The following is a 12,764-nucleotide window of genomic DNA, read 5'->3' on the forward strand; positions in this document are numbered from 1 at the left end:
TTGATCCTTAGAGAAAATTTTCCATAAATCGTCTAAAGTTATCCCCAGCTTTGTGGAAAAATAGCAAATGATCGAGATCAAACAAGAGGGTTCTCCTCTAATCGCGATGTCTTACCACAATTACCTGTGGATAAAAAGCATAAAAACTGTGTAAAAGAATGAAGATCTCTTGCCAATTTTACGGTATGATCTCTGGTCACGTTTCTGATCTGCGGATCGGAAAAATACGATGAGTAAAAATGAATCACTTTGACTTCTCTGGCGCTTGCATAAAAAAGCGGCCAGTAAAAAATTCTTTGTTTAATCCGTACTTCTTTTGTTTCATTGATCTTGTTTAGGGGAGTCCACCGTGTCACTTTCGCTTTGGCAGCAATGTCTTGCCCGATTGCAGGATGAACTACCTGCCACAGAATTCAGTATGTGGATACGCCCTCTTCAAGCTGAATTAAACGATAATACACTGGCACTTTATGCCCCGAATCGTTTTGTCCTTGATTGGGTTAGAGATAAGTACATCAATAACATCAACGAGTTATTGAATGACTTTTGTGGTACTGATGCGCCAGCTCTGCGTTTTGAGGTGGGGAGCAAACCCATCACCGTTTCTCCTACCAATACTCAGGCTCGCCATACCCATGAAGCGCCAGCTATCGCCGTTCCGTCGGCGCCAGTGAAGCCAAGCTGGGATAACTCAACCAAAGCGCAACCTGATGTTGCCTATCGCTCCAATGTTAACCCCAAACACACCTTTGATAACTTTGTTGAAGGTAAATCAAACCAACTCGCTCGTGCTGCTGCGAGGCAAGTTGCCGAAAATCCAGGGGGAGCATACAACCCATTATTCCTTTATGGGGGAACGGGCTTAGGTAAAACACACTTATTACATGCTGTAGGCAACAGCATCATGCAGCACAAAGCCAATGCGCGTGTCGTATATATGCATTCTGAACGTTTTGTGCAAGATATGGTCAAAGCTTTACAAAACAATGCGATTGAAGAGTTTAAACGCTATTACCGCTCTGTTGATGCACTGCTGATTGATGATATCCAATTTTTTGCGAATAAAGAGCGTTCTCAAGAAGAGTTTTTCCATACCTTCAATGCGCTGTTGGAAGGCAACCAACAAATTATTTTGACTTCCGATCGCTACCCTAAAGAGATCAATGGGGTTGAAGATCGTTTAAAATCGCGTTTTGGTTGGGGTTTAACGGTGGCCATTGAACCACCTGAATTAGAAACCCGTGTAGCGATTTTGATGAAGAAAGCCGATGAAAATGAGATCCAGCTTCCGGGCGAGGTGGCTTTTTTTATCGCTAAACGCCTACGCTCCAATGTGCGTGAACTGGAAGGTGCGTTAAACCGTGTTATTGCCAATGCAAACTTTACTGGCCGCGCTATCACCATTGACTTTGTGCGTGAAGCGCTGCGAGATTTGCTAGCACTACAAGAAAAACTGGTAACTATCGATAACATTCAGAAAACTGTGGCTGAATATTACAAAATAAAAGTTGCGGATTTACTTTCTAAACGTCGTTCTCGCTCTGTCGCCCGTCCGCGCCAGATGGCGATGGCGTTGGCGAAGGAACTGACCAATCATAGTTTGCCTGAAATCGGGGATGCCTTTGGTGGCCGTGATCATACAACGGTATTGCATGCTTGCCGTAAAATTGAACAATTGCGGGAAGAAAGCCATGACATCAAAGAGGATTTTTCTAACTTAATCAGAACATTATCATCTTAATTGCTATGAAATTTACTATTGAACGCGAGCAGTTATTAAAACCGTTGCAACAGGTTAGTGGTCCATTAGGTGGGCGTCCAACGCTACCTATTTTAGGTAATCTTCTTTTACAAGTTAAAGAAGGCGCTTTGCTATTAACCGGAACCGACTTAGAAATGGAGATGATGGCCCATGTTCCTTTAACGCAGGAGCATGACGTTGGAGCAACCACCGTTCCAGCACGCAAGTTTTTTGATATCTGGCGTGGGCTTCCTGAAGGTTCTGAAATTCGTGTAGAACTCGATGATGACAGGCTGCTTGTTCGCTCAGGGCGTAGCCGTTTTTCACTATCGACATTACCAGCCACAGATTTCCCGAATTTAGATGATTGGCAAAGTGAGGTGGAGTTTTCGCTTCCACAGTCAATCCTCAAACGCTTAATCGAAGCCACTCAGTTTTCAATGGCTCATCAAGATGTCCGTTATTACCTCAACGGCATGCTATTTGAAACCGAAGGCCAGTTATTAAGAACCGTTTCAACCGATGGGCACCGCCTTGCTGTATGTGCGATGGATATCGGGCAAGATTTACCTTCACATTCGGTCATCGTGCCACGCAAAGGGGTCATTGAGTTAATGCGCCTCTTGGATGGCGGTGATACCCCTGTCCAATTGCAGATAGGCAGTAATAATATTCGTGCCCATGTGGGGGATTTTATTTTCACCTCAAAACTGGTTGATGGCAGGTTCCCTGATTATCGTCGTGTTCTGCCGAAAAACCCGGATAAGACATTAGAAGCTCGTTGTGATCTGCTCAAGCAAGCATTTTCACGCGCGGCCATCTTATCGAATGAAAAATTCCGTGGCGTTCGCTTATATTTCAGTGAAAATCAGTTACGCATTACGGCAAACAACCCAGAGCAAGAAGAAGCGGAAGAGATTGTTGATGTGAATTATCAGGGTACTGAAATGGAAATAGGCTTTAACGTTAGCTATATCCTTGATGTGCTCAATGCCCTGAAGAGTGAAAACGTCACTCTGTTTTTAACCGATGCTGTGTCGAGTGTTCAAATTGAAGACTCCGCAAGTAGCGCGGCTGTTTACGTTGTTATGCCAATGCGTTTGTAATCGTTTTATGATCCTTTCGCGTTTATTGATCCGCGATTTTCGTAACATTGAAGATGCCGATCTCGCTTTAGCTAATGGGTTCAATTTTTTAATTGGCCCCAATGGGAGCGGCAAAACCAGTGTGCTTGAAGCGATATACACCTTGGGACATGGTCGTGCTTTTCGTAGTATCCAAGCGAACCGCGTGATCCGTCACGAACAGGCTCAATTTATCCTACATGGGAAATTAGGCCATCTGGATGCATCGCGCAAAGCATTGTCGTTAGGGTTGAGTAAAAACCGTGAGGGTGACAGTAAAGTCAGAATTGATGGCACAGACGGCCATAAAATTGCAGAACTGGCAAAATTATTGCCAATGCAATTAATTACCCCAGAAGGGTTTACCTTACTAAACGGTGGCCCTAAGTATCGACGTGCATTTATCGACTGGGGCTGTTTTCATAACGAACCGTTGTTTTTTTCCGTTTGGTCAGACTTAAAACGGTTATTAAAGCAACGCAATGCTGCATTACGGCAGGTCAGTCGCTATGAACAAATACGCCATTGGGATCAGCAATTAGCTCCGCTTGCAGAGCAAATCAGCCAATGGCGTAGTGAATATATTGCAGGTATTGCGGAAAATATTGAGCAAACCTGCCAACAATTTTTGCCTGAATTTGTATTATCGGTCTCTTTTCAACGCGGTTGGGATAAAGAAATCGATTATTCAGAGCTATTAGAACGCCAATTTGAGCGTGATAAAATGTTAACCTATACCGCCTCTGGGCCACATAAAGCTGATTTGCGGATCAGGGCGAATGGAACCCCTGTGGAAGATATGCTTTCACGCGGTCAATTGAAACTTTTAATGTGCGCATTAAGGTTAGCGCAGGGTGAGTTTTTCACCCAACAGAGCGGGCAAAGATGCCTGTATCTACTGGATGATTTTGCCTCAGAACTTGATTCGGGACGCCGTCAATTATTGGCTGCTCGGCTTAAGGCTACGCAAGCTCAAGTGTTTGTTAGTGCAATAACACCTGAGCAAGTTAAAGACATGATTGATGTAAATAGCAAGATGTTTAGCGTAGAACATGGCAAAATAGAAGTTAAACCACAGGAATAAATATAGCGGGAAACGTTGATGTCGAATACATATGACTCCTCAAGTATCAAGGTATTAAAAGGGCTGGATGCCGTGCGTAAGCGCCCAGGCATGTATATCGGTGATACCGACGATGGTACAGGTCTTCATCACATGGTCTTCGAGGTTGTCGACAACGCTATCGACGAAGCCCTCGCCGGTTTTTGTGACGACATCGTGATCACAATCCATGCTGATAACTCAGTCTCTGTTCAAGATGATGGTCGTGGTATTCCAACAGGTATCCATGAGGAAGAAGGGGTATCAGCAGCAGAAGTTATCATGACGGTACTGCATGCGGGCGGGAAATTTGACGATAACTCCTATAAAGTCTCCGGCGGTCTACACGGAGTTGGGGTTTCTGTTGTTAACGCCTTATCCGAAAAATTAGAGCTCACTATCCGCCGTGATGGTAAAGTTCATGAACAAACTTATTGCCACGGTGAGCCACAAGGCCCACTAACTGTTGTTGGTGAAACCGATCAAACCGGAACTCGCGTCCGTTTTTGGCCAAGCTTAGACACCTTCAAAGGCGTCACTGAATTTGAATACGACGTTTTAGCTAAGCGTCTGCGCGAACTGTCATTCTTAAACTCTGGTGTCTCAATCAGACTGATTGATAAACGTGATGGCAAAGAAGACCATTTCCACTATGAAGGTGGAATTAAAGCGTTCGTTGAGTATTTAAGCCGCAATAAAACCCCAATTCACCCATCTGTATTCTACTTCTCAACTGAGAAAGATGGTATTGGTGTTGAAATCGCCATGCAGTGGAACGATGGCTTCCAAGAAAACGTTTATTGCTACACCAATAATATTCCACAGCGTGATGGGGGTACTCACCTTGCGGGCTTCCGTGCCTCAATGACACGTACACTCAACAACTACATGGATAAAGAAGGCTATCAGAAAAAAGCTAAAGTCAGTGCAACCGGTGACGATGCCCGTGAAGGCTTGATTGCAGTTATCTCTGTTAAGGTGCCTGATCCTAAGTTTTCATCACAAACAAAAGAAAAACTCGTTTCTTCTGAGGTGAAAACAGCCGTTGAAACCATGATGAATGAACGGTTTGTTGAGTATCTATTAGAGAACCCAACTGACGCAAAAATTGTTGTTGGTAAAATTATTGATGCAGCGCGTGCGCGTGAGGCAGCACGTAAAGCACGTGAAATGACTCGCCGTAAAGGCGCCTTAGATCTGGCGGGTTTGCCGGGTAAACTGGCAGACTGCCAAGAGCGCGACCCAGCACTTTCTGAACTCTACCTTGTGGAAGGGGACTCCGCGGGCGGCTCTGCAAAACAAGGCCGTAACCGCAAGAACCAAGCTATTTTGCCTCTAAAAGGTAAAATTCTTAACGTTGAGAAAGCGCGTTTCGATAAGATGCTCTCCTCACAAGAGGTCGCTACGTTGATCACCGCTTTAGGCTGCGGTATTGGGCGTGATGAATATAACCCAGATAAACTGCGTTATCACAGCATTATTATCATGACGGATGCTGACGTCGATGGTTCGCATATCCGTACGCTGTTATTGACCTTCTTCTATCGCCAAATGCCTGAAATTGTTGAGCGTGGTCATGTTTATATCGCTCAGCCTCCACTGTACAAAGTGAAAAAAGGTAAGCAAGAGCAATACATCAAAGATGATGATGCGATGGATGAGTATCTCATTTCTATTGCACTTGATGGAGCCGCGCTACATCTAAGTGCTGATGCACCGGCGATGAAAGGCGAAGAGCTAGAAAAACTGGTTGTTGAATACAATGCTGCACACAAGATCATTCGTCGTCTTGAGCGGCTCTATCCACAAGCATTACTGAATAGCTTGGTGTATCACTCTACCTTGACGGAAGAAGCTCTGAAAAGCAGTGAACAAGTCGAAGAGTGGACTAAAGGCTTAGTTCAACGCTTAGAAGACAATGAGCAGCTTGGTAGTACTTACAGCTATACCATCAAGGAAAATCGCGAACGTCAGCTATTTGAACCGACCATTCGTATCCGTACTCATGGCGTCGATACTGACTACAATCTCGACTTTGATTTTGTTCACGGTAGCGAATACCGCCGCATCACCCATTTAGGTGACATGATTGCCGACCTAATTGAAGAAGGTGCTTATATCGAACGTGGTGAACGCCGCCAGAATATCAAAAACTTCGAGGAAGCGCTGGCGTGGTTAAGTCGTGAGTCACGTCGTGGCCTATCGGTACAACGTTATAAAGGTCTTGGTGAGATGAACCCTGAGCAACTTTGGGAAACCACTATGAACCCTGATACACGTCGTATGATGCGCGTCACCGTAAAAGATGCTATCGCAACCGACTTGCTGTTCACCACTTTGATGGGTGATGCCGTTGAACCTCGTCGTGCCTTTATCGAAGAGAATGCTCTGAAAGCGGCAAATATTGATATCTAATTTGCGGCGAGAAAAAACCGTTATCAGCTTGAAAACCCTGTGTGAAAACATAGGGTTTTCTTTTATCCATGACTTAACATAACGCTAGTTTACAGTTTTTTACCCCTTGTATATTGATTAAACTCTCTTTTTTTATGTTATAAACGCTTAATACATACCTAATTAACTTAATTAAAAATAATACCCAATTAAATCTTTAAATTAGATATAACCAATCATTATCACTATGCGTTTATTTATCACTTTAATTTACTTTTTGCTGATTTCCGCTATACCCGCACTATTGGGTGGTGATATTAGTTTACTTTCCAAGCTCGCGATCACCGTAACGGGCGCATTAGTTATGTTGCTTTGTGCGGGGATCTACCGCACGCTGGCTGGGAAAATCATCACGGTATTTGTTACCTTTTTATGGGCGCTCAACCTCTCCGTTTCATTTTTCTTTTATCAAAAACACGATATCCGCTTTTCCTCGTCGATTGCCGAAACATTTATCAACACCAATAGCAGTGAAACTGTAGGCATGCTCTCCTACAACAAATACTATGTTCTATTTTATATTATTGTTTTCGCTGTTTATTTTTTGAGTATTCGTCAAGGTGCTAAATACCTCAATCGCAAAGTCACTTGGGCAAGCTTGGGGGTATTTTGTGGTTATCTTGTGTTGATCCCAACCTATTATTCCGCGTTATTCGCGAAACAAGATAGCTATCTACTTTTAGGGGAACAATATCTCTCTCACACCCCTTTTTATAACGCGTCTGCACTGATCAGAAATTTATATGAAAATAGAGGCATTCGGAAGATATCCAGTTATACTGTTCAATATCAATACGATAAAAAAGAAACTGCTGCCGATGTTTATGTCTTGATCATTGGCGAATCGGTACGCCGAGACCACCTAAGCCTTTATGGTTATCAATACGATACAACACCCAATTTAAACCGCCGTAAACCACAAATGCTGCTGTTTAATCAGGCCTATTCGCCTGCACCAGTCACCATCCTATCGGTGCCAGTGTCTCTCTCAAACATTAGCTTTTCACAGATGCAGGATAAGCAGCACTATGCTGATAACATTATTGCCTTAGCTAACCATGCGGGCTTTGATACCTATTGGATCAGCAATCAAGGTAAAACCAATAAAAAAACCAGCGTTATCTCCACCATTGCTAGCATGGCAAAACACAAGAAATGGAATGAGTTTGTCGGTTACGATGAAGAGATTTTAGACTATTTCGACCAAGCCATTAGCGATGATCCGCAGAATGGGAAAAAGAAAAAACTGATTGTATTACATACCTATGGTAGTCATGAACCATCCTGTAATCGCTTCCCTGAAGACCAATACCAAGAATTTAGCAAGCAAGAGGATGATAACTGTTATGATAGTTCGATTGCCTATACCGATAAATTTATCGATAAGATCTTGCAAAAATTAGATGGTAAGGCTGCAACCGTCATGTATTTTTCTGATCATGCCTTACAGCGATTAGACAGTGACCGTAACATTCACTACCACCATGGTGTCAATAGCCCACGCAAAGAGGCCTATGAAATTCCCCTGTTTATATGGTACAGCCAGAGTGCGTCCAAACCTGTATTGAACGAAACCGCCCTCAATCAGCCCTATTCTACCGCGAATAATTATTGGCTAATGAGTGATTGGTTAGGAATACAACAGCGCTCCTCTAAAGCCTGTTTATCTCCACTACGCGAGTGCTATCAGCCACAGAAAACGATCACCATGATTGATGGTAATCGGAACTTATTGGAGCTCAATACGCTCCCCTCAGAACAGACATCACCACAATAATCAGGCAATGGCTCGCTCTAAAATCATTGGAGCGAGTGCATCACTCTTGGTTATCCGTAAACCGTTCAGGGAAATCTTTAATAGAAATATCAACGGCATTCTTTGCCAGGCTGTCAAGAAAACCAAATAGTTGCTCAGCGTCTTGTTCCGTTAAATCTGCCGCCAAGTAATCATTCCACTTATTTAATTTATCATTCAGCTCCTCAACAATTTGCTCCCCAATCGCCGTTAGCGAGATATGGTAAGCACGCTTGTCAATTAAGCTACTCTTCTTTTCGACCCATCCTTGCTCAAGGAATTTACTGATCCCGCGCGTTGTCACCGACTTATCAATCACCATTGCACGCGAGATTTGCTCAAGCGTCGATTCATCATATTGCTGAATATGAAGTAACATCAAACACTCAATCGCATTGATCCCATAAGGCTCCCCCATCCATTTCATATAGCGATGGGCTGCACGGCTAATTATCCCAAAAACACGCGCTTGGTCTGTCCGCATAAATACCCCATTAGTTGATTTTATCAACTAATTAGTTAATAATCTGTTATCCATTTAGTTGATAATATCAACTAATCTTACTATTCACACGCAGATATTACCCATATTCAATACTTTATGTCACAAAATAATGCTTTGTTGCAGCGTTTAGGTTTTAATTCAGATCGCTTACGCTTTGCCACAATCACTGCTTGCGCCTCAATTATTGCGCTGTTTGTTGCTCAATATTTTCAGCTTGTCCATCCACAATGGGCAGCGATGACTGTGTGGGCATCTGCTCAGCCTTGGCGTGAAAACTTACTCGAAAAGAGTTGGTGGCGTTTTGCCGGTACTGTCAGTGGCGTACTCGCTGGGGTACTACTCATCTACCTGCATTTTATCCACCCGCTACTGTTTATCTTTGGGCTTGCCATATGGCTAGGGGCGTGTAGCGGTATTGGGCAACTCCAAAAAGGATTTGTGGCTTATGGTACGTTACTCGCAGGTTATTCTGCCGTGATGGTAAGCATGCTTAGCGTACATGACTCAAACAATATCTTTTTGGTGGCTTGGGATAGGCTATGGACTATCTTGGTCGGCGTTCTCTCTGCTGTGATTTTTAATTATCTATTCACGCCAAAGCGAGACCAAGCACCTATAACTGTTTTAAAAAACCAGATAAATCAACAGTTTTATACTATTTTACATCGAGCCTTACATAAGAAAGAAGCGATTAAACCAGATGATATTCATCATCTCTGGCAGCAAATCGCAAGCTATGATGAGCAGTTAGAAGCAAACCGTATTGGTTGGCGCTACCATCGAAAACAGGTGACTCAAGCACGGCAACGATTAATTGCCCAAAGCCAAATATTACTGCATTTAACGCAATTTAAATCGATTGCCGCATTCCCCTTTCCAGACCAAGAGCCGTCAGAAAGAGAGTGGAAACACTTATTATCACTTTGCCCAAATGGCCCCTTAAAAAATCTTTTGGTCACGCTCTATTACGCAATTAAAGGCACTTCGATAAAGCGTGAAAGCCGAGTCGATAAGCTCAAATTACATCAAGACAAGATTTCGGCATGGCATGCATTTTCGCGGTCATTTATCACCATTGGTGTGGTTGGGGTGCTTTGGCTATTAACACAATGGCAGACACTGGCTTATCTCACTTTAGGCCTTTCAGTGATGCTAACCATATTTGCTTCATTTGATTACCCCGATAAGTTCATGAAAAATGTTTTCACGGGGCAATTTTTGGGGGCTATTGCCGCTTTAATTTGCAGTTGGTGCCTGTGGCCTTTTGCAAGCTCATCATGGCAAATGACCTTGTTAATTATCCCTGTCATCATTAGCGGCATCATTATTTTTGCTCATAGCCGATTAATATTTATTGCTTTTGATTACATAATGGTTTCACTGATCTTACTGCAACCTAGCTACCCATTTTCAATTTCTTTTACAACCAGTGTGGGGAATGCGATTGCGATTGTCTGTGGACCTCTTGTGGCTATGATTGCCTTTATGTGGATTTATCCAACTAACCCCCAAAAACGTTACCAACATCTGCTTCAACTGGCTGATCAACAATTTAAGCAAGGGGTTGCACAGCTTATTCAAGGCCATAAACCATCAACAACGCGCCTAATGCATCGTTTATTAAATGGGTTAATACTTGCCAAAAAAAGCGAGCAGTCTTTCTCTGCTACACTTGATTTCTTCGAGGTAAGGCAAGGTATCTGGTTGATTTTAGTTATACTGCATAAACAATTTATGCATCAACCCTCAAAAAAACGCGCCCTAAATGCATTAGTTTTTCGCTTACAACACGACAAAATCGATGCAAACAAGCTAGAGCGAATCATTCAGCGATTAAGTAATAACCACGATAATCCAAAGAGGCTAATGCTATTACAGGACTATTTGAACAGACTGGCGGAGCAGAAAAGAAGATAAAAAACTGCACCTCCACGTTGGATGTGAGGTGCAGATTAATATGTCTATATGGCTTATAGTAGGATGTTTAGCATACGACGTAGTGGCTCGGCAGCACCCCACAACAGTTGGTCACCGACGGTGAAGGCAGACAGATATTCTGGCCCCATATTCAGTTTACGCAGGCGGCCCACAGGGGTACTCAATGTGCCAGTCACCGCAGCAGGTGTCAGCTCACGCATGGTGATTTCACGATCATTCGGGACGACTTTCACCCATTCATTGTGAGAAGCCAGCAACTGTTCAACTTCATTGAGCGGGATATCTTTTTTCAGTTTTAATGTGAATGCTTGGCTATGGCAACGTAATGCACCAATACGTACACATAAACCATCAACAGGGATAATATTACTACCTGTTGCCAAAATTTTGTTAGTTTCCGCTTGGCCCTTCCACTCTTCACGGCTTTGGCCATTTTCTAGCGCTTTATCAATCCATGGGATCAGACTGCCTGCCAAAGGTACCCCGAACGCATCGGTTGGCATGGTGCCGCTACGAGTAAAGTCGGTCACTTTTTTCTCAATATCTAAAATGGCCGATGCAGGATCTTGTAGCTCTTTAGCCACTTGATTATGTAATGCACCCATTTGCATTAATAGTTCACGCATATTGCGCGCGCCAGCCCCTGAAGCTGCCTGATATGTTGCGACAGAAGCCCATTCAACGAGGTTATTGGTAAACAAGCCGCCTAGCGACATTAGCATCAAACTGACCGTACAGTTACCACCAACGAAGGTCTTAATGCCTTTATTCAGTCCATCTTGGATATGTTGTTGGTTGACGGGGTCGAGAATGATGATCGCATCATCTTTCATACGTAAGGCTGATGCCGCATCAATCCAATAGCCTTCCCAGCCTGATGCACGTAATTTAGGGTAAATATCATTCGTATAATCACCGCCTTGGCAACTAATAATGATATCTAGCGCTTTTAATGCATCGATGTCATTCGCATCTTGCAGCGTTCCGCGATGCCCACCATAAGTTGGCGCTTCAGCGCCATGTTGCGAGGTGGTAAAAAATACAGGATGAATTGCATTAAAATCACCTTCTTCTACCATTCTCTGCATCAAAACTGAACCGACCATACCTCGCCAGCCGATAAATCCTACATTTTTCATTATGTTCACCCTGTCTGTTTAAAATTCTCCCCCCGAATAAATGCTCTGCTCCATCCGAAAACAGGTTTTGCTCTCAGCAGAAACAAAAAATTTATTGGGTACATTAAAGCTGACAAAATATGAACCAGTGTGCAAGTGAATTTATTCACTAATAGTAAGAAGATTAGAAATGTGCCTAATGATCCCCCTATCTTGGCGCTTATACCCTACGCGCAAAAGGCTAAACGTAGAGGGGCTAATGAAAAAAAACCATCGCGACACAGGACTGCCGCGATGGCGCAGGAAAACTGAAGTCAAGAAAATCAATCACTAACAGTTCCTAGATAAGCTTAACGTTTCTTTCTACAACCCTGTACCGCCTTAAAACGTGGATTCGTTTTGCAAATCACATAAACACGACCACGCCGACGAACGACTTGGCAATCAGGGTGGCGCTGTTTAGCGGTTTTTAATGAACTCAAGACTTTCACGTTTATTTCTCCTCTTTTGATAGGAAGCGAGCAAAACGTTTCTGGAACTGCGCGGTTTTCCCTTCTTGTGAAATCATTTTTTGTTTACCGGTATAAAACGGGTGTGACTGTGAAGAGACATCCAAAGTGACATATGGAAAGCGTTCACCTTCAAACTCTATTGTTTTTTCCGTTTTAATCGTTGAACCAACTTTAAAATAAGCATCAGCACTGGTGTCGTGAAACACGACGGTTCGATATTGAGGATGGATCCCAGATTTCATCATAACGCCTCTAATTGTTATGTTATAATATAACAATATACACTTTTAAATAGCGATGCAATCCTTTTATTGAAAAGGAACACTAAAAAATTATTAAATATTTGTTTTTATTGTGGAAATGAATGTTTTTGCTATAAAACGCACTGATTTTATAGGGAGCTATAATCTTTATTTGATATTTAGACCAACTATTAGTTGATAGTTTTATTAATCATCAAAACAACTAATAGAGT

Annotated in this window: 10 protein-coding genes; 6 read left to right on the top strand and 4 right to left on the bottom strand. The window is 42.9% G+C overall.

What is annotated here, in order from left to right; all coding sequences use genetic code 11:
* Window positions 1-349: 349 nt before the first annotated feature.
* From dnaA to M1E93_RS00025, 5 genes are all read left to right on the top strand, one after another.
* Window positions 350-1,741 carry a chromosomal replication initiator protein DnaA gene (gene dnaA / locus M1E93_RS00005; RefSeq protein ID WP_004924106.1) on the top strand — a complete coding sequence of 464 codons (1,392 nt, stop codon included), beginning with the start codon at window positions 350-352 and terminating at the stop codon, window positions 1,739-1,741.
* Window positions 1,742-1,746: 5 nt separating this feature from the next.
* Entirely contained in the window at window positions 1,747-2,847 is a 1,101-nt protein-coding gene (dnaN, locus tag M1E93_RS00010; protein ID WP_004924103.1) for a DNA polymerase III subunit beta, read from the top strand.
* Window positions 2,848-2,854: 7 nt separating this feature from the next.
* Window positions 2,855-3,949 (top strand): DNA replication/repair protein RecF, encoded by a 1,095-nt coding sequence (recF, locus tag M1E93_RS00015; RefSeq protein WP_004924099.1) that lies wholly within the window; start codon window positions 2,855-2,857, stop codon window positions 3,947-3,949.
* Window positions 3,950-3,967: 18 nt separating this feature from the next.
* A complete protein-coding gene (gene gyrB / locus M1E93_RS00020) occupies window positions 3,968-6,382 on the top strand; it encodes a DNA topoisomerase (ATP-hydrolyzing) subunit B (RefSeq protein ID WP_004924097.1) in 2,415 nt (804 codons plus the stop codon).
* A 226-nt stretch (window positions 6,383-6,608) separates the two neighbouring features.
* A complete protein-coding gene (locus M1E93_RS00025) occupies window positions 6,609-8,198 on the top strand; it encodes a phosphoethanolamine transferase (protein WP_004924094.1) in 1,590 nt (529 codons plus the stop codon).
* Window positions 8,199-8,238: 40 nt separating this feature from the next.
* Here the strand turns inward: M1E93_RS00025 and M1E93_RS00030 are convergent, their stop codons facing one another.
* Window positions 8,239-8,700 carry a MarR family winged helix-turn-helix transcriptional regulator gene (locus M1E93_RS00030; protein WP_072502657.1) on the bottom strand — a complete coding sequence of 154 codons (462 nt, stop codon included), beginning with the start codon at window positions 8,698-8,700 and terminating at the stop codon, window positions 8,239-8,241.
* Between the two features lie 117 nt (window positions 8,701-8,817).
* Here M1E93_RS00030 and M1E93_RS00035 point away from each other — a divergent pair, with 117 nt between their 5' ends.
* A complete protein-coding gene (locus M1E93_RS00035; RefSeq protein WP_014657161.1) occupies window positions 8,818-10,638 on the top strand; it encodes an FUSC family protein in 1,821 nt (606 codons plus the stop codon).
* A gap of 53 nt (window positions 10,639-10,691) precedes the next feature.
* Here M1E93_RS00035 and asd read toward each other — a convergent pair whose 3' ends face one another.
* From asd to M1E93_RS00050, 3 genes are all read right to left on the bottom strand, one after another.
* On the bottom strand, window positions 10,692-11,798 hold the full coding sequence (asd, locus tag M1E93_RS00040; protein ID WP_004924086.1) for an aspartate-semialdehyde dehydrogenase: 1,107 nt from the start codon (window positions 11,796-11,798) through the stop codon (window positions 10,692-10,694).
* Between the two features lie 329 nt (window positions 11,799-12,127).
* Entirely contained in the window at window positions 12,128-12,268 is a 141-nt protein-coding gene (gene ykgO, locus M1E93_RS00045) for a type B 50S ribosomal protein L36 (RefSeq protein ID WP_014657160.1), read from the bottom strand.
* A gap of 2 nt (window positions 12,269-12,270) precedes the next feature.
* The gene (locus M1E93_RS00050; RefSeq protein ID WP_014657159.1) at window positions 12,271-12,531 is read right to left on the bottom strand and encodes a type B 50S ribosomal protein L31; all 261 of its coding nucleotides are present in this window, start codon (window positions 12,529-12,531) and stop codon (window positions 12,271-12,273) included.
* Between the last annotated feature and the right edge of the window lie 233 nt (window positions 12,532-12,764).

Origin of the sequence: Providencia sp. PROV272 (genome assembly GCF_049901975.1) — a bacterium.
Taxonomy (GTDB): Bacteria; Pseudomonadota; Gammaproteobacteria; order Enterobacterales; family Enterobacteriaceae; genus Providencia; species Providencia stuartii.